Genomic DNA, 24131 nt, shown 5'->3' with positions numbered 1-24131 from the left:
AAAATATAAAAAACCAATACAGCCAATCAATATTTGGCGATATTGCAACATTAAAAAGTTTAGTTACTGATTATTCACTGAATTGATATTTTAATGTTGAATTCAAATAAATTGTTTAATCTAGTAAGAATAATGATAATAACAGTTATTTTACTACTGAATAATTAATGAAAAAGCCCATAAAAGCTGATACAATTAAACACCTTACTCTTTTAAAAGATATAATATGAATGCTTCAAATTTGCAACAAATTGACTCACAGTTATCCGATTTATGTCAATTATTTGACACTGCTATCCACTCATTAAAACAAAAAGGCGTGCTGGCTGAAGATTTTATTGTTCCAGTTCAATTAACACGAACCAAAGATCCTGCTCACGGTGATTTTGCGTGCAATATCGCATTGATGGGCGCAAAAAAAGTTGGCAAAAACCCCAGAGAGCTGGCTCAGGTGATTTTAGATGCTCTACCTAAAAGTGGATTGATAGAAAGAGCGGAAGTAGCAGGTGCTGGATTTATTAATGTTTTTTTAAATAAACAAATTAAATTTGCTGTTTTAGATGAAATTTTGCAAAAAAAGCAGAATTTTGGCACATCAGACACCCACAAAGGTAAAAGGGTTCAGGTAGAATTTGTTTCGGCTAATCCAACATCAAGCCTACATGTTGGTCATGGTCGTGGCGCAGCGTATGGTATGAGCGTTGCTAATTTATTAGAAGCAACGGGGTTTGATGTGTGCCGCGAATATTACGTCAATGACGCAGGTCGGCAAATGGACATTTTAGCGACATCAACGTATTTACGTTATTTGGAAAAATGTGGCGAACCCATCGTATTTCCCGTTAATGCCTATCAGGGCGATTATGTGGCAGACTTTGGTCAGGCATTGTTGGATGAATTTGGTGAAAAATACCGTCATAGTTTTGAAGAAGTCATCAAAAATGTACCAGATGACGCTGTATTTACTGAACAAAACGGCGAAAAAATTCAGCTTTCAGGCGATAAAGAAGCCCATATTGATGGTTTGATTGCTAATTCCAAACGTTTATTAGGTAAAGATTATGATGTGTTTTTGCAATTTGCTCTAAATAATATTTTAGATGATATTAAAGAAGATTTGGCAGAATTTGGCGTTACGTTTGAAAATTGGTATTCTGAAAAATCACTGGGCGACAAAATAGAAAATGCTTTGGCAGTTTTGGATAAAAATGGTTATCTATACGAAAAAGAAGGTAATATTTGGTTTAAATCCACTTTGTTTGGTGATGAAAAAGACCGTGTTGTTAAACGTGCTAATGGGCTTTTAACCTATTTTGCATCGGATATTGCTTATCATAAAGATAAGTTTGAACGTGGATTTGATACAGTGATTAATGTATGGGGAGCAGACCATCACGGTTACATTCCCCGTGTCAAAGCAGGACTTTCGGCATTAGGTATTGACCCAAATCGCTTGGAAGTGATGTTGGTGCAGTTTGTGGCATTGTATCGTGGTGATGAAAAAGTGCAAATGTCTAGCCGTTCTGGTCAATTTGTAACCTTGCGTCAGCTGCGCGAAGAAGTGGGTAATGATGCGGCACGTTTTTATTATGTAGCACGCACGCCAAACATTCATATGGATTTTGATTTAAATCTTGCTAAATCTCAAAGCAAAGATAATGCTGTTTATTACATTCAATATGCCTATGCTCGAATCTGTCGTGTTTTGGAAAAATTATCAGAGTTTGGTTTGTTGGTAAATTTAGAGATTGGCAAACAAAATGAAGATAAATTTGATGCCAAAGAAAGCGAACTTATTAAAGTGCTATCCGCTTATCCTGACGTGATTTTGCGTGCGGCAAATGCTCGTGAACCGCATATTTTAACCAATTATCTAAAAGACCTAGCAGCGCAGTTTCATGGTTGGTATGATACCAGTCGCATTCTACCCAAAGGCTTGACAGATAATACCGCAACAGATGAAGAGCTTGCCATCATGCAGGTGCGCCTACGTCTGTCTTTGGCAGTAAAGCAAGTTTTAGCTAATGGTTTGACGTTACTAGGTTTGTCCACACCAGACGCCATGTAAGGGGTTATGATGTCTAAAGAGTATAAACAACCAATCAGTCGCAAAGTCAAAGAGCGCACCAATACAGGTGTGATGAGTCTTTTGTGGATGTTTATTGGGGCAATCATTGCGGTGATGATAGGGGTGTTTTTATATTTATCACCGCTGTTTGAAGGCTACCGTAAAGTTGATGTTAATCCTGAAGTAAAAGTTGAACCAATAGCCAATGACTCAGATGCTAAAGCTGGTAAGGATTATGAATTTTATGACATCTTACCCAAAAGAAAATTTCAAGGTAGTGAATCGGGTTTAGGTGATGAACCTGAAGAGCTTGAAGTGCAACCCAGACCTGCTCAGAAATCATCACCTGATGTGGTTGTTTCAGCAAAAAAATCAGCAGAAGATGCCGATATTACAATCGTTGAGGGCGATGATACTTACGACGGTGATAATGGTGATGAGAGAGTAGTGGCTCAAAAAACACGTTCTAAAACCAGTAAAACAGAAGATGCCGATAAAGAAATTGATAAAATTCAAATAAGTGCTAATAAAGTTTCTTATATTTTGCAAATTCGCAGTTATAAAAATGCTGAAGAAGCAGACAAAAAACGTGCTGAGGTTTTGATGGCTGGGATAGAAGCCCAAGTAATTCGGACTAAAGACCCATCAGGTGTTGAATTGTATCGGGTAATTTCTACACCTATGAATAGTCGTGCCGCTGCTATTGAGGCAGAGCGTCAGTTAAGTGAAAGCGGTATCGATGCATTGATAGTAGAGCAAAGGTACTAATGTAAATTTTATAAAAATACCGCCATTGGCGGTATTTTTTTAGCATTGACCCAATCGGCTGATTAATGTATAAATTTTGAATGTATAAATTATTCAGCTTTTTTAGTATCTTCGGCTTTTTTGTCTTCAGTCTCTTTATCATCAGTTTTGGTTTCTTTAGCTTTGGCAGCCGCTTCCTCAGTTTTTTTATCGTCAGCTTTTGCTTCAGCGGTATTTTCTGTTTTTTCTTCTGATTTTTTATCATCAGTCTGTGCTTTTTCATCAGCTTTAGCGTCAGCAGCATTATCAGTTTTTTCTTCTGATTTTGCTTGGTCGTTGGCTTTAGCATCGCTAGTTGCAGCAGGTTTTGGGTTGGTTCCACCAACACCACCAATGGTTTCAGCACCATGGTCAGCAAATTTGACTTCTTCTGCTTGTGGTGCTTTGGCTTTGGCGGCAGCTTCTGCTTCAGCTACTTTATCAACAGCGTGTGGGTGTTCTTCGTGACCACCGCAAGCGGTTAGGGCAAAGGCGATGCTAGCAACAGCTAGGCTTAAAGATAATTTTTTCATTAAAAATCCTTAATGGTTAAAATGCCACCTTTTTATAGGGCGGTATAATCCAAGTTTGTTGGGAATAACCCCAAAACCAGCAAAATTTAATAAAGTTATTATATCATTATTAATTTAACTGTTCACTGGTTTATTCATCTAAGCTTTCAAGGCGAATACGAATGACAGGTTCAACCACTGCTGAAAGCGCTTCAATTTGGGAAATGGCAGTATTCATCTGTTTTTCTAAAACAGGTAGAGTTAGGATGATAATAGGCACAAGTCCTGATTTATGAGCATCTCGTTGCATGATGGCATCAATATTAATGCCGTTATCGCTTAAAATGCGTGTGGTATCTGCCAAAACGCCCAATTCATCTTTTACAGTTAAACGCAGATAATAACCTGAGGTCATTTCATCACTAGATAGTACTTTGGTATCAGATAACTCTTCAGGAATAAAGGCAAGATGGGGAACATCACTTGGGGTGGTTGCTTTAATAACATAAATCAAATCCATTACATCTGCCATTACAGCAGATGCTGTTGCACCGCCACCTGCACCATCACCATAATACAAAGATTGTCCTAATGGGTGAGCATCTACCATAACCGCATTTTTTACCCCATTGACGTTGGCAAGTAAGGTGCTGTTTGGGATTAAGGTTGGGTGTACACGAAGCTCAAATCCAGTTTCACGGCGAAATGCAAAACCCAAATGTTTGATAGTATACCCCAATTCTTTGGCATAAATCACATCTTGTAAGCTGATTTTGGTAATGCCTTCACAGTAGACTTTATCAAATTGTAATGGAATGCCAAAAGCAATGGAAGCAAGCAAAGATAGTTTATGAGCGGCATCAATACCTTCAACATCAAATGTTGGGTCAGCTTCGGCATAGCCTAGCGCCTGGGCTTCTGCTAATACGTCACCAAATTTGCGATTTTTAGACTGCATTTCAGATAGGATAAAATTACCCGTACCATTAATAATTCCTGCTATCCAGTCAATTTTATTGGCAGCAAGAGCCTCACGAATGATTTTAATGATTGGAATCCCGCCTGCAACCGCGGCTTCATAACGCACCTGCACACCATATTCATCCGCTAATGCAAAAATTTCATTACCATGTTTGGCAAGTAGGGCTTTATTGGCGGTAACAACGTGTTTTTTGTGTTTGATGGCGTGAATAATAACATCTTTGGCAATGTCTGTTCCGCCAATCACTTCAATGACAATATCAACATTATCAGCTTGAGCGATGGCAAATAAATCATCGCTTTGTTTGATATTTTGGTCAATGTCATTTCTATGACGCCTTGTGCCAACGTGTGTGATATTAATATCATAACCACTGCGGCGAGAAAGTTCTTTGGCATTATCTTTTAGCAGATTGACGATGCCCGTGCCAACAGTACCTAACCCCAAAATGGCAAGATTGATGGATTGATTCACAAAATTCCCCATAAATAATTGTCTATTATTAAATTAAACTATTTAAAAAAATATGAACCGACTAAATTAGCATAGTTTTTATGACAAAACCAGATGATTTGTCGGCTAAATCGTGTCAAGTTATTGCTTGTTAGCAATTGCCATTTTTGCCAGTTCAGCAGGTGGTAGATAGCCACCTAGTTGTACGCCATTTTCAGCAAAAACCGCAGGCGTGCCCGATACACCTAAACTGTAACCTAAGGCTAAGTGCTCTTTGATGGGAGTGGCGCAAGCATCGGAGGTGATTTTTTCGCCTTTTTTGGCGCGGGTCATTGCGTCATTACGGTCTTTGCTACACCAGATAGCTTCGGTTAAAGGCAGCATTTGTTCGCCACGAGGCCACGCTAAATAACGTACCTCAATACCAGCTTTGGTGGTTTCGTTGATTTCGCTATGTAGTTTTTGGCAATAATGACAAGTAGGGTCAGAAAATACATAAATAGCCGCTTTGGGTGTTCCTTGGGCAGGAAAAACTATCATTGTGGATTTATCAACGCTTTGTAAGGCTTGTTTAGCATTTTTAGAATGCAGTTTGGCGCTGATGTCCACTGGTTTTTCACCGCCTAATTCAACAACACTGCCTTGAAAAATATATTTACCAGTTTTGTCAGTAAAGATGGATTCAGAACCATTTAGTGTTACCCAAAATAAATCAGGCACACCACTAGGTACGGCAGATAATACATGCACATCCACACCAGATGCGTTTAGATTGGCTTGTAGGGCATTGGCTACTTCAGCATTATTATTGGGGTCACTGCTTTGAGCGGCAGTATTGTGCAATGATTTTGTATCATTGTTGGCTGTTTTATCAAGTTGGGTGGGTTTGGCAGTACTGTTTTGATTGCAGCCTGCTAATAAAATAACACTGATGAAACTGATAGTTAAAGTATTTTTAAAAAATTGCATAATATTTTTAGATAGTGAAAAACTGTTTATTATGGCAAATTTTTTATAAAGCGACAATCAATTTTTAGTGAGATTAAAATATTTTTGCAGCCCAATTAATAAAAGATTTTTTTCAATAATGGCGTTGGCAAATAAATGTTGAGCGATTCTTTTAGCATCGCCACCAGTCATAACAAGCTGATGGGTTGGATATTGGCGTAAAACTTGATTAATTGCTCCTGTGATGGATAGCAAAATACCATGATTGACCGCATCAGTGGTATTGGTTGCTAGTTCAAGGCTTGCCAAATCGCCATCAGTGACATCAATTTGACGGGTGCCTGCGTATAAGGCTTCACGTTGCAGGCGTGCATTGGCAAAAATAAAACCGCCTAAATGCACACCATCGTGAATAATATCAACTGTCATTGCCGTGCCACAGCCAACCACACATAGATTTTGACCAATTTGACTTGCTCCAAGCATTTGAAGCCATCGATCCACACCTAATTGTGTGGATTGATAATGGCTTTGTAATAACGAGTTTTGGTGTGAAACTTTGGCAAATTCAAAAGGAATTTGGGTGTGAGTCAGCGTTTTTATGATTTGCTGATTAATTTTTTGACCTAAAACTGATGAAATACCAATGAAATCTGGGTTTAAACGGATGAATTTATCACTAAGCCCCATTAAAAGTTCGGCGGGTGCTTGCAGATGAAGTTTAGCATCATGGTCTAAAATGGTGTTGTTATTATCTGTAAGCCAATATTTTAAACGTGTATTACCCAAATCCAGCCATAATGTTGTCATAGTTTTCTCGTTATTGCGTGAATGATTATCCATGAGTCAATGCAATGCTTGCCATCCCTGCAAAAATGGCGTTTGTGCCTTGGTCATTTTGTAGTAGCAATGCCCCATGTTGATTAATGCCAAGACAAATACCGCTATCGCTTGGGGTTTGAGTGTTGTTTTGGGTGTAGATATTCACACATTGATTGTTTAATACATGGGCTTGATTAAAGGCATGCTGAAAAGAAATGAATGAAGCTGGGTTTTGATAAAAATCATTTGCAGATAATATCGCCTGATAAATGGCATGACAAATCGGTTCATAACAGTCTTTGGCGCTGAGCTGGGTTTGTTCTAAAGCGTGTAGACTTGTAGCTTGATACAAACCGTCTTTGATGGTAGGCGTGGTTTTTACATTAAGACCAACACCAATCACCACACCCACTTGTGTGCTTTTATTGCCTAGTTTAACAAATACAGGTTCAATTAAAATGCCAATGAGTTTATAAAATCGGTTGTGTGTTTTATCAAAATAACCCACATCATTTGCCCATTTTACCCCTATTGGTGATAGATTGTTGGCATGCCTTTGACGATTGATGTGTTCAATAATGGGTAATTTGTATAAATAAAAACCAACCACAAGCGATAAAATCCCTGACAGTTGCGTAAGCCCAAAAGTTTGTTGATTGTTTTTGATGGGCGTATAAAACGATAAAAACACGTTATCATCGCCATGCTCCCAAGTTCGACCATGTTGCCCGCGTCCACGGTATTGATGGCTTGCAGTATAGACATGTAATTGGTTAAAATTCAAAGTGTGGGTGATGTCTAAAATGAGCTGGGTGTTGGTGCTGTCTATCGTGTCAAAGTGGTGATGGTGAATTGGAGTATTTAAAATTTGAATCGTTTGCTTCATGACTGGTAAAATTGGGAATTTGGCAGATTTGCCGTTATAATAACACAAAGTAAAAATTAGGACGAATAAATGTATTTATGGTTTATGTTGGCAGGCACGATAGCAGGCGTGTGTGCTGGGCTTTTTGGGGTCGGCGGTGGATTGATTATTGTGCCAGCTTTGGTATGGATTTTTACCGCTTACGGTATGCCAAATGATGTTGTGGCTCATGTAGCGGTAGGGACGGCTCTGGCAACCATTATTTTAACATCCATCAGCTCAATGTCTGCTCACCATAAACGAGGCGGCGTGCGTTGGGATATTTTTAAAAATATGAGTAAAGGATTGGTGCTAGGCAGTCTTTTGGGTGCATGGATAGCAACATTGATAAAAGGTGATGCTTTACAGGCTATTATCGGCATAGGGGCGGTGCTGATGGCAATTAAAATGTTATTTTTCCCCAATAAAGAGAACCTTGATAAACCTTTACCTAAAAATCACACCCAAACATTGGCGGGCATGGTGATTGGTTTGCTGTCAGCAATTTTTGGCATTGGTGGAGGAAGTTTGACGGTACCATATCTAAGCTATAATGGCGTACCAATGAAACAGGCGGTTGGAACGTCGGCAGCATGTGGATTTCCTATTGCGGTAGCTGGAGCAATCGGTTTTATGTGGTTTGGTCAAACAGCAACTACTGGGCTTAAAATACCACAGACGATTGGATTTGTGCATGTTGGGGCGTTTATTTGCGTTAGTATCATGAGTTTTATGATGGCAAAAGTAGGAGCAAGATTGGCTCATGTACTGCCTGCTCAAGTTTTAAAACGGGCGTTTGGCTGTTTGCTACTAGTAGTAGGCTGTCAGCTTGTATGGAGTGGCTTAAGATGATTTTGATTCTTAAATTACCAGTTTTTATTATATAACGTCTAAGTCAACCGATTTTAATGACGCAATTGATACAAGGTTTTGTGATGACAAAACCTTGTATTATTTAACCTATTTTCTTATTAACAGCTTGATGATAATAAAATTAAAACCCGATTTATACTTTGAATAAACAAAAAAAGTAAAAACCTATCAAATTTTAATTAAAATCCATAGCTGACCCCAATCAGTCCCGAAACATCTGTATTATCACTGCCAGATGTTTGTCCTTGCAGGTTGGCATATAGGTCAGCTTTACCAATTGCAGTCTTAACCCCAACTGAGCCATATACTGAGGTTTTATCTGCTTTTGGGGTTGTTAAGCTAAAACGATTGGGCGTATTGATGGATTGTAAACGACTTTTGACAGCCAATTCATCATTAACTAAGCGATGTGAAACGCCCAAATCTCCAAACACTTGCCAATTTTGACTAATGGGTAGTTGCCCCATTACACCAGCTTTGGCAAAAATCTCTTTTTGGGTGTGTTTGTCAAACTGCATGGATGTAGCGGTTTTGTCGTTTTCCAATAACTGACCAATTTTAACGTGCTGAGCATTAACGCCCAAATACGGCGTAAAATTCCCCATATTAAAACCTGCTTGCATATCAACAAACATATGATGACCATTGGCGCGAGCTTTGTGGCTGCGAATGGTTTGCCCTAATGCGATTTGACGGTGGGTATTAATGGTAAGTTTATCCATGCCTATTTGGGTGTTTAAATGCATTTTACCAAAGCGCTGCTGATGGTAAATACCAAGTCCCATGCTGTCTACATCAAATTTGCCGCCTTGTTGCCATTTTTGGTCATGGTTTTGGTAATTTAGATAAGCACCAAGAGTATAGTTATTCTTGCTGGTATCAATGCCAACTTGGATGTTGCTGTTGATATTATCAGTTTTATTGCTACTTTTGCCTTGTGTGTTTTTTTGCTGAGTCAGCGTCCCTGTTGCCCAAAAATTTTGTTGATGTTGACGGTCGCTATGCAGTCGTTGATGTAAAAAATTCCCTTTATTTTGTCCATGGGTTATTAGGCTTTGGCTGATTTGACCAATTTGAACGGGCGCAGACAGAACGCCATAAGCGTAATCGCCAACTACTTTATGGGCTTTTCCTGTGGGGTGAATGCCATCAGCAAATAGATAATCTGAGCCACCTTTATCAGTACAAATTGCTGATGAGCCCGTGCATGCTGTGCTGGTGGTGTTGCTAAAACCATAAATACTTGGGTTTTGAGCGACCTCTTGTAACAAGCTAAAGGTATCTAATGGCACAACATTAGCAGAAGTTGTCAAAAGCCCATTATAAATGCTGCTATTATAAAGCTGAGTGGCAGCTGTGGCTTGGGCGTTGATACCCAGAGCTGTGGCTTGCGGGGTTAGACCAACATCGGGTAAATTTGGCACTAAAATAACCTTTGCGCCATTATCATGCAAGGTTTTTACTGTGCCTACCGTATTTTGGGCGGCGGCTGTTATCACTGATGTGGCATTAGCAGGATTTTGAGCAACCGCCAATAAATCATTAGCACCAATCCATACAGTGTATAAAGCATTGGGATTGATTTGATGGTTGGTTAAATAATTTTGTACTTGACTTTGTGCGGATGGCACAGAAATCCCAAAGTTCACCGTATCTTCAGCTGATTTTGCGCCGCCAACAGCGTAATTTGTGCCATTTTGTCCATTATTGCTAGGATTGGCAGTTGCTCCCAAATGGTCTGCCAAAACTTCCGACCAAACTTTATCTGGGTTGGTGGTAAATTTACCAATATTGGCATTGACTTGGGTATAATAGCCACTGTCAGTTAAACTATCGCCAAAAAATACGCTTTGATTGATGTCTGCTGCATGACAAAAACTACCAAAAAAAATGCCACTGGCAAGCAACGATTTTTTAAAATGCATGTTTACTCTCTTATAAAATATGTTACAAAATCATGTATATAATAACAAATGTTTACTATAACAGAAAATAATTCACGATAAAAGGTGTTTTTTAGTCTGATAAACTTTTTATCAGTACCTTAGAATTTCGCCCATTATGATATTGTTGCAGTCTTTTTTTGGGTAGGGCGTTTGGAGTGGTTTGATTAAAACCGTGTTCTATAAACCAGTGTAGAGTGCGAGTGGTTAAAGCAAATAACCGCGTTAAACCAAAAGTTTTGGCGCGATTTTGGATAAAAGTTAATAAATCACTACCACGCTGTCCATTTTGATAATCAGGGTCGATGGCGATACTGGCAATTTCTCCACTTATATCATCTAAAGGGTATAAGGCGGCACAACCAATAATTTTGCCATCACGTTCAATCACCACAAAAAAATCAATTTCTTCTTCTAGTCTTTGGCGACTGCGCTCAATCAAAATGCCTTTTTGTTCCAACGGTTTAATCAGCGTCATGATGCCCAAAATATCATCACTGGTCGCTTCTCGGATGTTGTCAAATTGATTTTGACTGATAAGCGTGCCTTGCCCGTCAGTAGTAAATAATTCTTCTAAAATCGCTCCATCTTGTTTATAACTTAACAAATGTACGCGTTTGATACCTTCTTGACAGGCGATAATGGCATTTTTTAAAACAGTATTTTTAGGATGTTTTTGTAAAAAATTTTGTGCAGCATCAACGGTCATCTCGCGAATCAATACGCCATTATCAAAAATTCCATCGGTTTGACCCAGAAAAACCAGTTTATCTGCTTTTAGGGCAATGGCAGTTTTAATGGCAATTTCGTAAGATTGTAGATTAAAAATTTCTCCTGATACTGAAAATCCCAAAGAGTCTAAAATAACCACATGACGACAGTCTAGATTGTGTTTAATGGCGGCAGCATCAATGCGCCGAACTTCTCCGGTGAGTTGATGATCAACACCATTTCTGACCCCAAAAGGTTTGGCGGTGATAAAATTTCCTGATATTGTACTCACTTTTGTTCCAAGCATGGGCGTGTTTGCCAGTCCTTTGCAAAATTCTGCTTCGATTTGCAAACGAGTTTTGCCAACCACAGATAAAATATGTTCCATGCTGTCTTTGGCGGTAACGCGAACGTCTTGATAAAAGATACTGTTAATATTGGCATTTTTTAAGGCTTGATTAATCTGTGTGCGAGCTCCATACACCAAGACCAAACGAATTCCCAAGCTGTGTAAAAGCACAAAATCATGAATTAGCTTATCAAAATTATCACTTGTCAAGGCATCACCATCAAACATAATCACAAAGGTTTTGCCTTGATGGGCGTTAATGTAGGGAGTGCAGCGGCGAAACCAATCAATGGGGGGCGTGTTCATGAAGGCTCTATTTATTAAAATGCAAAAAGCAAATTTTACCATAAATAAACGGATGATTAATAAAAGAATTAATTTTCCGTGTTATGATTACCGCTTTTGATTAAGTTTGGTGTGAATTGAGTTTGATATGAGTTAAAACAATGGTAAAAGCTCACGCCAAACAATCCATTTGATTTAAAACGATTTAATTTATTGCAATAAGGAAAAACCATGCGTTATTTATCAATGATGCTGCTACTAGGTGGCTGTGCAACGTCTGCTTATGCGATGCTACCAACTCCAAACCAAACTACTCAAGATAATACGGGCATGATTACATTCACTGCCAAACCAAGCAGTAAACCGGGTGCTCCAACACTTAACCAATTGCCTAAAGCGCAAGCCATGACTGTCAATACTGCTAGCATAGCTCCAGTTACAACCACACAAACAGCCACAGCGGTTGCCAGCACAACAACGACCTTGACTCCAGCAATGCTAAATCAACCTCAATCAACTGGTCAGGAAAATATCAGTACAGTTGTAAATGCATTTATTGTTAAAACAGATGCCGCTGGTAAAGAAAATTTAATTCCTGTTAATGTTGGTACTGCGGTCAAATCAGGAGATGTTTTAGAATATCAAGGTTTATTTACTAATAATGGCGACCGCATTCGCACAATGGAAGTTACTTTAACCATTTCTAATGATGCTGAATTTACGGGATTTTTAAGTCCAAAAACTGCCAAAGGCAGCGCTGATGGTCAGCGTTTTGTTAATATGCCAATTCGCATTAATGTTGGTGGTCAAGTACAAAATTTGGCTTTTGGTAGCTACAAAGCATTGCGTTGGACGGTTGAAGATGTGGGGCTTGGTGGAACAGCAGTTGTGAAATATCGTGCCAAGATTAAATAAACACCCATCAAAAAATTAAAAAATTTAAATCAAAACAACAAAAAGACGCAAAATTGCGTCTTTCTGGTTTTACGATGGTTTTGATTAAAAATTGACGTGCGCCCCAACACCCCACATTTTGTCATCACCATTTAGGTAGTTGTAAGTGGCTTCGACACCAAAATTATCGGTTGCTTTGACGCCAATGCCGACACCACCTGCGATGCTGGTTTTATCGGTTTCTTTGGTGTTGATGCCAACTTTGGCTTTATCAGTAACTTCTGTTTTAGCTAGCCCAAGTTTGGCTTTAGCATAGACAGGCGTACTAACAAAGTTATAACGATAAGTACCATACAAACCATAAGTTTTTGCTTTGTAATTACGGGCTATCCCTTGAGTGTTGGTGTAATCTTTGTCTTCAGTGCTGGCGTACTCACCTTCAACCCCAAAATTTTGGTCAAAATTCACCCCGCCATATACGCCATAAACAGTTGCACCTTTTGCCTTGTCAATTCCTGGATTAAATTGACCCGCTTTAACACCAATATAAGGCGATACAGAACCTGCCGCTGAGCCATAGCTAACGCCAGCATTGGCATTGATAGCAAATAAAGACGCAACAGCAACGGCTAATAATGTTTTGATTGATGTTTTCATAAAATTTCTCCAACGAATTTGGCTGTTTGCTTAACAACCTTGATGGTTTTATAGTAACAAATTATTTCTAAAAGAATGTGCATGGTTTATGGTGTGTTTTGTAAACTTTTGCAAAAAAATATTGACTTGGGATAGAATGATTTAAAATAAGGATAATATATTGCTTTTACTTAAATTTTTTGCCAATTTGCGTAACTTAATTGTTACAAATATCGCCAAAATTTATTGATAAAGGTTTTTTTGCTGATAGTTTTGGGCTATGATAACCATAAATTACAATTAACAATCCAAGATTGACAACGTGAGAAAAACCATGAAAAAAAATACAATCATTTTTGATTTAGATGGTACGTTAATTGATAGTGTGCCTGATATTGCCATTTCAGTCAAAAAAATGATGCAGACTTTATCTGATAAAATTCCAAGTGAAAACGATGTTCGTACTTGGGTGGGCAATGGTTCATTAAAATTGGTTCAGCGAGCTTTGGATTGGGCGAATTTACCAAGAACGCCTGATGAGATTGAGGCAGCGCATAGAGTTTTTTTGGACTATTATCGGGAAAATGTGTTTAACCAAACCAAAGAATATCCCAACGTTACCAAAAATTTAGATAAATTAATCCAAGCAGGTTTTTGTTTAAACATCGCGACCAATAAACCTGTGGAGTTTGTGCCTGATATTTTGGTGGGGCTTGGTTGGCAAGATAAATTTCAGTTGGTTTTGGGCGGTAACAGCTTACCAGTTAAAAAACCTGACCCGCTGCCACTGCTGCATATTTGTGAAAAACTAGGTATTAGCACAAATCAAGCCATTATGATAGGTGATTCAAAAAATGATGTTGAAGCCGGGAAAAGCGCTCATATTATCACTTTGGCTTTGACTTATGGCTATAATTATGACACTCCCATCAGTCATAGTAATCCTGATGGGGTGTTTGATGATTTTGATGAATTGACGAATTTTATTCTTAAAACTTACCATTAAAGCAAAATTCAATGTCTGGGTTTTGAGTATATGCCAAACAGTGATAGGGCGCAATAGCATTGCCTTTGACGTCAAGTAATTTGTTGGCATGATAAAGCTGTTCTTGGCTGTCAGTAAATCGCTGATGATTATTGGGAAATCTATGAAACATCAATGCAGGCTTATCATTTAGGGTAAGCCATTCACGGCTAAGTTTGGCGTAACCATTTTCATCCACCAGTATGTCGCCACCTTGGTCTTGAGCAAACATCAAGCCTCGACTGACTACAAACACTCCAAACCCTTTGATTTCATCAAAAGTCCAATCAATGCCTCCGCCATAACCTGCCCCGCCATATTCTATACCATCAGCTTGACAATCGGTTTGTTTTTTGATTGTGCCATCTTTAAGAATCATACAGTGCATTTGGGCATTTTCATAATACGAAGCACCCGCAAAAGCAGTTGTGCACATAACTAGGGTTATACTCAAAGCTATGAGTGGAGCGAATAATTTCATAAATTTTCCAATGTATCAACAAAATTGAAGTTTTATCTGATTAATTATTAATCATGATGATTATAAACTAAACAGTCCCGTTGATAAATACCTATCGCCTCTATCACAAACAATAAATACGATATTGGCATCAGAAGTGGTTTGAGCGATTTGGTAAGCCGCCCATGCTGCGCCTCCTGATGACACCCCACAAAAAATTCCCTCTTCTTTGGCGAGTTTGCGAGTATAGTTCTCAGCATCTGCTTGGTGAACATCCATAATGGTGTCCACCAGCTCAGGCTCAAAAATTTTTGGAAGGTAAGCTTTTGACCAGCGACGAATGCCTGCAATGTTAGAACCATCACTAGGCTGAAGTCCAATGATTTGAATATCAGGATTTTTTTCTTTTAAAAATTTAGCAACTCCTGTAATGGTGCCTGTGGTTCCCATACTGCTGACAAAATGCGTGATTTTACCTTGAGTTTGTTGCCAAATTTCAGGGGCGGTACTGTGATAATGAGCGTTTTTATTATCAGGATTATTAAATTGGTCCAATACCAAACCTTCGCCATTTTGCTGCATTTTTAGAGCTAAATCGCGTGCCACTTCCATATTTTCAGCCTCTATCAAGGTTGCCCCATACGCTCGCATGGCATCTTTTCGTTCCTGAGTGGAGTTTTTGGGCATGATAAGTGTCATGTGATAGCCTTCAATCGCAGCAGCCATTGCCAATGCAATTCCTGTATTGCCACTGGTGGCTTCTATGAGTTTGTCGCCTTTTTTAATATCGCCTCGCATCTGGGCTTGACGTATCATATTTAAAGCGGGTCTATCTTTAACTGAACCTGCTGGATTATTTCCTTCTAATTTAGCAAAAATTTTATTGCGATTATTTGGCAAATGGTTTAAACACACTAAAGGCGTATTGCCAACATAATCAGCTAATTTTTTAATTTTATTCATAAAACAACTGATAAAATAATTAATAATGTCTAAATTATAGCATACTTGCCTAAAACCGCCCAAGACGGCTTGTTTTTTTGGGCAATCATGCTACACTGCTGTTTCTTCTAACATAATATAAACTATGAAACAATCAATTTTTAGCCGAAAAAGTGTTTATGGACAATTGATTTTGTTGGTATTTTTGCCAATTGTTTTGTTGGCGGCAGTTGGTGGTTATTTGGTTTTTTCAGAAGTTAGAAAATCAACACGTTTTGAACAAGAAGCCTTTGCTCAGGCTTTGCTGATTCGTTATGAGCCTGTCATGCGTCCAATGCTTTTAGACAACATGGCTGGCAAACCAAAAGATTATCAAACTTATCTGAATAATGATAAAAACATTATTGATTCTACCAACCAACCAACTGATATTGGAAAAGGGTTTTGGGGGTTTTTACACGCCCATACTTTATCACGTGAAGAATGGCTACAAAAAGTTATGGTGGTGGATAAAGTAGGTAATGTGCTATTAGATAGCACCATGAGCAAATCACAAAAATTACCTCAATGGGAAATTTCTAATAAAAAATTTTGGCAGCTCTATACTTATGAGCACACTCTGTATGGTATGCCTATCGCCGCCGAACTTGGGGAGTTTTGGCTGGTGGTGCAGATGGATAATAAGCCTTTAATTATTACCTACTACCGAGTGGCATTGGCACTGGCTGTTACAGGGTTGATTACACTTTTATTGCTGCTTTTGGTATTAAATATCTATGCTAAACGTTGGGTTGCCCCCATTTACGAAATGCGTCTTTATCTACAAGGATTGACTGTTGATAATTTAGATAAAAGCATGCACCATTTAACAGAGGGTGAATTTTTATTATTGCAAAACGATTTATCAAAAGCCATTGGTCGTTTAAAAAATAGCATGGATGATTTAAAAAATCACGCTGCAGAAACTGAGGCGGATTTAAGACAGTCCATGGACGAGATGGAAATGCGAAATATTGAGATTCGCAGCAATTATGATATTGTGGTGAGTAACAGCACAGCAAAATCAGCGTTTTTGGCGAATATCAGTCATGAATTAAGAACTCCTTTAAATAGCATTGATGGTTTTATTAATTTGTTATCACGAGATGAAGACTTATCTGACAAGCAAAACTTATACGTTCAAACCATCAAAAAATCATCTGCCCATCTTTTGGCATTGATTAATGATGTGCTGGATTTTTCCAAGATAGAAGCTGGAAAACTGGTGCTGGATAATCACAAATTTGATTTGTATGCCGCTATCTATGATGTTGTGGATATGTTGTCGCCTGTGGCATCAGAAAAACATTTGCGCCTATCGGTGCTGTTTTATCATGATGTGCCAATGCACATTCAAAGTGATGGTTTGCGAATAAAACAAATTTTAACCAATTTGGTAGGCAATGCCATCAAATTTACCGATTCAGGCTCGGTTGTTGTTCAGGTGCGACTGAGCGATGAAGACGATGCAATTCGTATTTTGGTAGAAGATACTGGTAAGGGTATTAGTCAAGCCGATGAGGCTCAATTATTTCAAAGTTTTAGCCAAGGCGATTTATCGGTAACGCGTCGTTACGGTGGAACAGGCTTGGGTTTGGTGATTTCAAAAAAATTGATAACGCTACTGGGCGGTAAAATTGGTTTTTTTGATAACAGCCGTCAAAATATTGCTAAACAAGGAGCAACATTTTGGTTTGAACTGCCAACAAAAGGCGCAATGTTGGATGATTTGCCCAGACAAATACCAGCTCAGCCAATCAATATTTTGGTATGGATTAATCACCCGCCTGCTATTCAAGCATTAAAAGCAAGTTTAAACCACATACAAGCTAAAATTTACATCACCATCGGACTTGCTGATTTATTAGAACAATTGGATAAACCCAACCACGGTTTTAATTGGGTAATGGTGGACTATTTTGGACAAGACGCTGCTCAAGATGATATCCCTGCAATTTTACGGCAAATTCGTCAGCGTTATCAGGGAAATTTAGCCACTTATGGTTATCAGGTGAGCATGGATAATAGCTTGCTAACCACTTATCAGACTTATGCATTGTATGAGCCAATGGATAGTCGGCAACTTTTGGCAATGCTTGCCAATCAAACTGCTCCAAAAAAAGACGATAAAGTTAGCTTTTCAGGTTTTAGAGTGCTTGTGGTGGATGACCATTTGCCTAATATTTTGGTAATGCAGGCATTTTTAGCAGAGCTAAATGTAGACGCAGTTACCGCCAAAAATGGTTTTGATGCCATTCATCGCACCACGCTCGCCATTACAGGGCAGGATGAGCCAATTAACCTGATTTTTATGGACATCCAAATGCCAAAAATGTCAGGATTTGAAGCTGCTACACAGATTCGTAAAATTGAAGAAACCCATAACAGCACACCCATCCCAATCATTGCATTGACAGCTCATGGTTTGGCAGATGAAAAAGATTTACTGATGTCGTCTGGATTAAATGGCTATATTAGTAAACCCATTGCTTACAATCAACTCATTCAGATACTTCAAAAATGGCTAACTCACAATCAATTGTCTGCACCCATAGTAGATGATTTATCCAAAAATTGCGCCCCAGCAGATTTTGCTCAATTGCCTGTGATTGATTGGCAAGAAGCCCTGCAACTGTCATCTTATAAGGCGGATTTGGCAATAAAATTATTAAAAATGATGATTTGCGATGCCAAAAAAGAACGAGCAGCACTACAAAAAGCATGGCAACAGCAAGATAAAAAAACATTGAGCGATATTACTCATAAATTGATTGGTGGGGCAAGATATGCAGGTACACCCAAATTGCGTTTTGCTGCTGAGATGTTAGAAAAAGACTGTCTTGATAATCAAAAGAGCATGGTGGTTTTAAAGACAAGCTATCATCGTTTTATTGTTGCCTTACAAGAACTTTGCGATGTAAATTTGGATGAATATGTGATACAAACGGATTTATCATAGTTTTGCGCATATAGCACTAAGATAAACCATAGTCCATTCAAAAATGATACAATAAAATCATCAGCTAGAACATAAATAGGAGGCATAATGAATGGTGGTATGCGATTGTTGTCATTATTATTATTGATTTTGACGTTGTGTAGCTGCGTGTCTTTATCAACACTAAAAAAGGGTGATTGCCAAAACGCTAATTGGCAAGAAGTGGGTATTTTGGATGGAAAACAAGGGTCAGATAGCCAAAAAATTCTAAAACACATCAAAACCTGTCAAGGTAAAAGCGTTCCTGATAAGGCATTATGGGAAACTGGTCGGCAAATTGGTTTAAAACACTATTGCACCAAATCAAACGCTTACCATTTAGGTCGTATGGGTTATGCGTTAAATCCTGTGTGTGATGATAATTTTGAAGAACTGCACCATGCTAATATGCTTGGTCTTGAGCAGTATGAAATGGGTCAGCGTTTGGATTATTATCGTTATGGGTATTTTAATCCTTGGTGGATTTGGTGGTAGATTTATCACGAATGTGTAAAGCTTTTTTATCTAAAATAAGTTTGCAGATGTACCCTTGGCACTGCGCTAATAACAAACCCATTAGTTTGGGGTTGGATTTTTTGTTCAGCATTGCATTGATTAGCGTTTTACCATCTTTACCATAGATATGGCTGGCTAATAAGTAGGCTTTTTGAGCGTAACGAACACTTAAATTTTTATCAGTTTCATTGTCTTTTGGGTGGGCAAAATACCAGCTTAATTCCAATATATCGTCGCTATTAGCTAAAGACAGTTCAGGCTCAGATAATGTTGAAAATCGGTGCAATACGGCTTCATTACCATAAAAATCCAAAGTCTTATCCGTAGTGGGATTTTGTCCGATTAAATGGATGAGTTCATCAGTGTACAGTCGGTTAGCTTTTTTACTGCTTTGCCAATCTTGGATGGGGTAAACGACTGGTTCATAGATTTTTGGCGTGGATATTTTTTCAGCTGTGACTTTTTTGTTAAAAAAATAACTAACAAAAGAACTTAAATTTATTCCAATTACCACCAAAAATAGCAAAAAAACAGCCCAAATCAATGGCTTGATAAGATTTTTTTTATCTAATGGCTTTTTTGGGGTCATCATCATCACAACAAATTACAAAAGGCATATTATGTATCATTTTATCGTCATCGGCAACCCAATCGCTCATTCAAAAAGCCCCCAAATTCATCAGGCTTTTGCTGCTCAAACTGGAATAGATATTTGTTATCAAAGACAATTTTGTCCAAATGATAAAAAAAGCTTGACCGCGGTGATTGAAGCGTTTTTTGCAGGTGGCGGACGTGGTATAAATGTTACTTTACCTTTTAAGGAGTGGGCGTTTGAACTGTGCGATGAGTTAAGCGATGATGCTTTTGCAGCAAAAGCAGTTAATACGCTTTTTTTAAAAAATGGCAAATTATATGGCGACAACACCGATGGTCGCGGATTGGTTGCTGATTTTTTAGATAAGGATGTTTGTTTGGTGGGTAAAAACATTGCCATTTTAGGGGCGGGCGGTGCAGCCCGTGGGGCGATTTTACCTTTATTAAATCAAGGGGCAAATATAGCGATTTTTAATCGCACATTATCAAAAGCTCAAATGTTGGTGCAAGAATTTCAAAATCATCTAAAAAATAATCAAAGTTTATCTGCTTATGAACTGAGTGCAGATAATTTAACAGGCTATTTTGATATTGTGATTAACGCAACATCGGTGAGCGCCACAGGTCAAACCCTGCCACTGGCGCAGTCAGATATAATTGCTAATACTGCCTATGATATGATGTATGGTCAAAAAACAGAGTTTTTAAAATATTTTTGCCAGCAAAATAGCCAAACCTTTGATGGTTTTGGCATGTTGATTCAGCAAGCTAAGCTTGCTTTTGAGCTTTGGACGGGGGCGGCTGTGGACTTAACCCAGATAAATACAAATGGTTTACTGTTTAATAAAAAATAGTTTTTTTGTGTTAAATGATGAGCAAATACAGTAAATAAAAAGAGTTTTACAATATGAATATCAAGCAACTGGTTAAGATAAGTAATATCATTGCACTCATCAGCATTATTTTGCTTGTGTATTGGGTGTTTATTTTTATTATCGCAGTCGTTTTTGGTATCAAAATTTTCCGTGAGAATATTACAGAAATTTTTGGTTTTAGTATTTTGGGCATTTTGGCAATATTGGCAAGTTCACTGATTGTTAATATTATGCTAAACCTAACACGCATTGCCCAAAGAAACGAAGATGATAAAATAATTTTTAAACATGGAAAATTGATATCGGTTATTCTTTTGATGATTTTTCCAGTATTAACGGGTTTATTATTTTATGGCGATTATCTAAGTAGCCAGCGAAAAAAGCAGTATTTGCTCGACTCAGCTCAAACCATCGCACAAACTTACAAAGAACCTTTGGATGAATTGACTAAATATAAGTTTGATTCAGAATTTATCGGGCAAATTGCCAAAACCATTCGATATTTGCAAAATACCAGTAATGGGATTAATTATGCTATGGTGATTGTACCTGATACCATTGATGGTAAAGATGCTTATTTGGGTTTTTCTGATAATTATTTGAACAAACAGGCTGCTCAAGATGCAAAATCTTTAGCAATAGGCGATATGATTGGCGTTACCACTACCGAAGGCAGCCAGCCAACTACGATTTATTTGCAAAAAATAGATTTTATCTATAAAGCAGATGCAGTGCAAAGAGAATATTTGGATAAAGTGTTTAGTAAAAATTTCACTGAACCTTATTTTAGTGCATCTGATGGGCGTTATGAAATGCTTTACCCATATCAGATTGATGGCAAAGTGGTTGCGGTGTTATATTTTTCTGATTATCAGCGTTATGGCAAATATGGCAGTTGATATGACTACAATTTTGTTATTAGAAGATGACCCAGCCATTGCTGCAACACTGCAATTTTCCTTGCAACGAGAGGGCTGGCAAGTTCTTTGGGCGGATATGGTTGCCAAAGTTCTTCCTTTATTAAAACATCATCAAAATATTGATGCAGTGATTTTAGACATTGGCTTGCCTGATGGCAGCGGCTTTGATGTATGTAAAATGATTCGGCAGGGGGATTTATGCCCCTTTGTACCCATTTTATTTTTGACTGCTAGAGATGATGAAGTGGATACTATTATCGGGCTTGAGATGGGGGCGGATGATTATATTGCTAAGCCATTTAGTTCTCGAGAATTAATTGCCAGAATTAAAGCCATTTGGCGGCGACAAAATTACATTCCTGGCAGTCAAAAAATACAGTCTGTTGCTGCAAAAACAAATTCTCAGCCTGCGGATTTGCCCAATTTGTTGTCATCGGTTGGCGATTTTGTGCGTCATACCCAAGTAGGCGTTTGGACATATCAGCAAAGCGATTATTCTTTGATGCTAAATAATACAGCAATTGCGCTTAGTAAAACCGAATTAGCAATTATGCTGACACTTTTACAAAACCCTGAACGTATTTTAACCCGCGAACAAATTTTAAACCATATCAGTCAGCATCCTGAACACCGTTTAGCGCGTACTATTGATAGCCATATTAAAACATTAAGACAAAAACTTGCGTGCATTTCAGCCGATGAAATTATTTTAACACATCGTGGTTTGGGCTATAGTCTATGCTGACATTTCATCAGTTTTTGGATAAAATCTTTAAAAAACAAATTAGTTTTAGCATATTTTTTCGTATTTGGCTAACCTTTGCCGTACTCATTATTGTGGCGTGTAGTTTTGCTTTGTATTACACCCAAAAAACATTACGCCCTTCTGCTAAACGGGTAGTTGAAGATGATTTGGCAGATACAGCACGACTTTTGTCAGCATTGGTTGCTGATGATATGGCTCAAATGGGCGATGATTTTGGTCATAAAATGAGCAATAAATTATCGCAAGCTTTTGATGATGGCAGCCAAGTACTTTTTTGGTACGACCAAAAAAACAAAAGCCAATTCCATATTTATATCACCAATGACGTTGGTAAAGTAATTTATGATAGTTGTCATAAGGATGTAGGCGCTGACTTTAGTCGCTGGAATGATGTACGTTTGACTTTGCAGGGAAAATATGGGGCAAGAAGTAGCAATAGATTGGGACATTGTAAGGATTATCAGCCTAGAGACAAAAGTGGCAAAGATGCCTATTATGGCGTAATGTATGTGGCTAGTGCTATTGTCAAAGATGGTAAAATCTTGGGTGTTGTATCTGTTGGCAAGCCCACCCCAACACTTTTACCATACATCAAAAAAAGCCAAGAAGAAGTTATTAAAATCATCTTAACGATTATGATTTCAGCATTGGCATTATCCATATTGATGGCATGGTGGCTTCGGCATAGCATTGCTATGGTTAATCTTTATACAAAAAATCTAGCTCAGCAAATGCCACCTCATTTTTATCTAGGCAAAGAATTAAATGAACTGACACATAATATTTATGATATGAAAAATATCATTGAAAATAAAGCCTACGTTACCGAGTATGTTCATACACTAACCCATGAATTAAAATCACCTTTAACTGCCATTCGTGCCAGTGGTGAACTTTTAGCTTGGGATTTGAATGATGAGGAGCGACAACGGTTTAGTGCCATCATTACTGAGCAAGCAGATAAACTCACTGTTTTGGTAAATCAGCTATTAACACTGGCAAAAATAGAACAACCCAGTTTTAAATTAAACCAAACTTCCTGTAATATTGGTCAAATTATCAGCAGCCAAATCGCCCAATTATCAGCACTTTGTACCAAACTTCACAAAAACATTGATTATATACCCCAAGATGTTTATATCATGGCAGATGAATTTTGGCTGGCGCAAGCTTTTCAAAATATACTGGATAACGCCATTTATTATGGGCTTTCATCGGTATTTGTTCAGGTGATACAGTCTAGGAAACAAACCAAAATTATTGTTATCAATGACAGTCAGAAATTACCAGAGTATGTTGGTGAGCGAGCATTTGAACGTTATTTTAGCTTGCCAAACATTCATCAAAAAAAAGGAACGGGGTTGGGACTGACTTTGGTAAAACAAGTTGCTCAATTACACCAAGCATCAGTTGAATTTATGCAAGTTTCCGCTCATGAATTAAAAAATCAATATCCTGATTGTGTATTGGTCGCCGATTATTTTGTTGTGGTAACATTCACCTTTAACAACTAATTTGATTTATTTAATTTTAAGTTAAAGCTTCTTTATTCTTTATGTTAAATTAAAAACTTTATTTTTAAATAAAAATATGCTATAATTAAGAATTAACCTTCGCTTTTGATGACATCGCTACTAATAATTGCTTCTATCAATTTGTCTAAATTTAATCTAAATAAAAAATTCCTCAATGAATATGTTTTGGTTAATGTTTTTCTTGTTTTGTTGCGATGATTTTGGTTGATTGCCTAACTTGATTTCATCATTTAACGATCAACATCAGCGACAACACGCCAGCGCTCAAAATACTTTACCACGATTTGAGATTGCTTTTTTGTGGACAATCGTTCATC

General features: G+C 38.0%; 22 protein-coding genes. 11 read left to right on the top strand and 11 right to left on the bottom strand.

Going from position 1 to position 24131, the window contains the following annotated elements:
* Positions 1 to 226 precede the first annotated feature (226 nt).
* Positions 227 to 2068, top strand: a complete 1842-nt coding sequence (gene argS, locus ACZBKJ_RS01450) for an arginine--tRNA ligase (protein WP_463199142.1) — start codon at positions 227 to 229, stop codon at positions 2066 to 2068.
* A gap of 9 nt (positions 2069 to 2077) precedes the next feature.
* Positions 2078 to 2836, top strand: a complete 759-nt coding sequence (locus ACZBKJ_RS01445; protein WP_463199141.1) for an SPOR domain-containing protein — start codon at positions 2078 to 2080, stop codon at positions 2834 to 2836.
* An 89-nt stretch (positions 2837 to 2925) separates the two neighbouring features.
* On the opposite strand, the gene ACZBKJ_RS01440 is transcribed toward ACZBKJ_RS01445, so the two are convergent.
* The 5 genes from ACZBKJ_RS01440 to ACZBKJ_RS01420 form a co-directional block, all read right to left on the bottom strand.
* Positions 2926 to 3387, bottom strand: coding sequence for a hypothetical protein (locus tag ACZBKJ_RS01440; RefSeq protein WP_463199140.1), 462 nt, complete (start codon positions 3385 to 3387; stop codon positions 2926 to 2928).
* Between the two features lie 130 nt (positions 3388 to 3517).
* Positions 3518 to 4822: a homoserine dehydrogenase gene (locus ACZBKJ_RS01435; protein ID WP_463199139.1), complete on the bottom strand. Its 1305-nt coding sequence runs from the start codon at positions 4820 to 4822 to the stop codon at positions 3518 to 3520.
* A 120-nt stretch (positions 4823 to 4942) separates the two neighbouring features.
* The gene (locus ACZBKJ_RS01430; protein WP_463199138.1) at positions 4943 to 5770 is read right to left on the bottom strand and encodes a DsbC family protein; all 828 of its coding nucleotides are present in this window, start codon (positions 5768 to 5770) and stop codon (positions 4943 to 4945) included.
* Positions 5771 to 5827: 57 nt separating this feature from the next.
* Positions 5828 to 6592: a type III pantothenate kinase gene (locus ACZBKJ_RS01425; RefSeq protein WP_463199137.1), complete on the bottom strand. Its 765-nt coding sequence runs from the start codon at positions 6590 to 6592 to the stop codon at positions 5828 to 5830.
* A complete protein-coding gene (locus ACZBKJ_RS01420) occupies positions 6585 to 7457 on the bottom strand; it encodes a biotin--[acetyl-CoA-carboxylase] ligase (protein ID WP_463199135.1) in 873 nt (290 codons plus the stop codon). Before ACZBKJ_RS01420 ends, ACZBKJ_RS01425 begins: the two co-directional genes overlap by 8 nt.
* Before the next feature lie 69 nt (positions 7458 to 7526).
* Here ACZBKJ_RS01420 and ACZBKJ_RS01415 point away from each other — a divergent pair, with 69 nt between their 5' ends.
* The gene (locus ACZBKJ_RS01415) at positions 7527 to 8327 is read left to right on the top strand and encodes a sulfite exporter TauE/SafE family protein (RefSeq protein WP_463199134.1); all 801 of its coding nucleotides are present in this window, start codon (positions 7527 to 7529) and stop codon (positions 8325 to 8327) included.
* Between the two features lie 200 nt (positions 8328 to 8527).
* Here the strand turns inward: ACZBKJ_RS01415 and ACZBKJ_RS01410 are convergent, their stop codons facing one another.
* Together ACZBKJ_RS01410 and argA are read right to left on the bottom strand one after the other, a co-directional pair.
* Positions 8528 to 10273: an autotransporter domain-containing protein gene (locus ACZBKJ_RS01410; protein ID WP_463199132.1), complete on the bottom strand. Its 1746-nt coding sequence runs from the start codon at positions 10271 to 10273 to the stop codon at positions 8528 to 8530.
* A 91-nt stretch (positions 10274 to 10364) separates the two neighbouring features.
* A complete protein-coding gene (gene argA, locus ACZBKJ_RS01405; RefSeq protein ID WP_463199131.1) occupies positions 10365 to 11657 on the bottom strand; it encodes an amino-acid N-acetyltransferase in 1293 nt (430 codons plus the stop codon).
* A gap of 210 nt (positions 11658 to 11867) precedes the next feature.
* Here argA and ACZBKJ_RS01400 point away from each other — a divergent pair, with 210 nt between their 5' ends.
* Positions 11868 to 12551: a hypothetical protein gene (locus ACZBKJ_RS01400; RefSeq protein WP_463199129.1), complete on the top strand. Its 684-nt coding sequence runs from the start codon at positions 11868 to 11870 to the stop codon at positions 12549 to 12551.
* An 84-nt stretch (positions 12552 to 12635) separates the two neighbouring features.
* On the opposite strand, the gene ACZBKJ_RS01395 is transcribed toward ACZBKJ_RS01400, so the two are convergent.
* Positions 12636 to 13187, bottom strand: a complete 552-nt coding sequence (locus ACZBKJ_RS01395; protein ID WP_463199128.1) for an outer membrane beta-barrel protein — start codon at positions 13185 to 13187, stop codon at positions 12636 to 12638.
* A 313-nt stretch (positions 13188 to 13500) separates the two neighbouring features.
* Here ACZBKJ_RS01395 and ACZBKJ_RS01390 point away from each other — a divergent pair, with 313 nt between their 5' ends.
* A complete protein-coding gene (locus ACZBKJ_RS01390) occupies positions 13501 to 14172 on the top strand; it encodes a phosphoglycolate phosphatase (RefSeq protein ID WP_463199126.1) in 672 nt (223 codons plus the stop codon).
* On the opposite strand, the gene ACZBKJ_RS01385 is transcribed toward ACZBKJ_RS01390, so the two are convergent.
* Positions 14156 to 14671 carry a hypothetical protein gene (locus tag ACZBKJ_RS01385; RefSeq protein ID WP_463199125.1) on the bottom strand — a complete coding sequence of 172 codons (516 nt, stop codon included), beginning with the start codon at positions 14669 to 14671 and terminating at the stop codon, positions 14156 to 14158. The genes ACZBKJ_RS01390 and ACZBKJ_RS01385 overlap by 17 nt on opposite strands.
* Before the next feature lie 60 nt (positions 14672 to 14731).
* Entirely contained in the window at positions 14732 to 15613 is an 882-nt protein-coding gene (gene cysM / locus ACZBKJ_RS01380) for a cysteine synthase CysM (protein ID WP_463199124.1), read from the bottom strand.
* Positions 15614 to 15737: 124 nt separating this feature from the next.
* Here cysM and ACZBKJ_RS01375 point away from each other — a divergent pair, with 124 nt between their 5' ends.
* On the top strand, positions 15738 to 18590 hold the full coding sequence (locus ACZBKJ_RS01375) for an ATP-binding protein (RefSeq protein ID WP_463199122.1): 2853 nt from the start codon (positions 15738 to 15740) through the stop codon (positions 18588 to 18590).
* 87 nt (positions 18591 to 18677) lie between these two features.
* On the top strand, positions 18678 to 19103 hold the full coding sequence (locus ACZBKJ_RS01370) for a DUF2799 domain-containing protein (protein WP_463199121.1): 426 nt from the start codon (positions 18678 to 18680) through the stop codon (positions 19101 to 19103).
* Here ACZBKJ_RS01370 and ACZBKJ_RS01365 read toward each other — a convergent pair.
* Positions 19078 to 19716 carry a hypothetical protein gene (locus tag ACZBKJ_RS01365; protein WP_463199271.1) on the bottom strand — a complete coding sequence of 213 codons (639 nt, stop codon included), beginning with the start codon at positions 19714 to 19716 and terminating at the stop codon, positions 19078 to 19080. The two genes, ACZBKJ_RS01370 and ACZBKJ_RS01365, sit on opposite strands and share 26 nt — an antisense overlap.
* 25 nt (positions 19717 to 19741) lie before the next feature.
* On the opposite strand from ACZBKJ_RS01365, the gene aroE reads away from it, so the two are divergent.
* Genes aroE through creC form a run of 4 tightly spaced genes read left to right on the top strand, consistent with a single transcriptional unit; the run spans position 19742 to position 23793 of the window.
* Positions 19742 to 20572 (top strand): shikimate dehydrogenase, encoded by an 831-nt coding sequence (gene aroE / locus ACZBKJ_RS01360; RefSeq protein ID WP_463199267.1) that lies wholly within the window; start codon positions 19742 to 19744, stop codon positions 20570 to 20572.
* Between the two features lie 53 nt (positions 20573 to 20625).
* Positions 20626 to 21492, top strand: coding sequence for a hypothetical protein (locus ACZBKJ_RS01355; protein WP_463199120.1), 867 nt, complete (start codon positions 20626 to 20628; stop codon positions 21490 to 21492).
* Position 21493: 1 nt separating this feature from the next.
* Positions 21494 to 22258, top strand: a complete 765-nt coding sequence (locus ACZBKJ_RS01350; protein ID WP_463199119.1) for a response regulator — start codon at positions 21494 to 21496, stop codon at positions 22256 to 22258.
* A complete protein-coding gene (gene creC, locus ACZBKJ_RS01345; RefSeq protein WP_463199118.1) occupies positions 22252 to 23793 on the top strand; it encodes a two-component system sensor histidine kinase CreC in 1542 nt (513 codons plus the stop codon). The genes ACZBKJ_RS01350 and creC overlap by 7 nt, the downstream gene beginning before the upstream one ends.
* Positions 23794 to 24131: the final 338 nt, after the last annotated feature.

Source organism: Moraxella sp. I5G (assembly GCF_055193055.1).
Note: the sequence above shows the minus strand (reverse complement) of the source record. Positions and strands in the feature narration are given on the sequence as shown.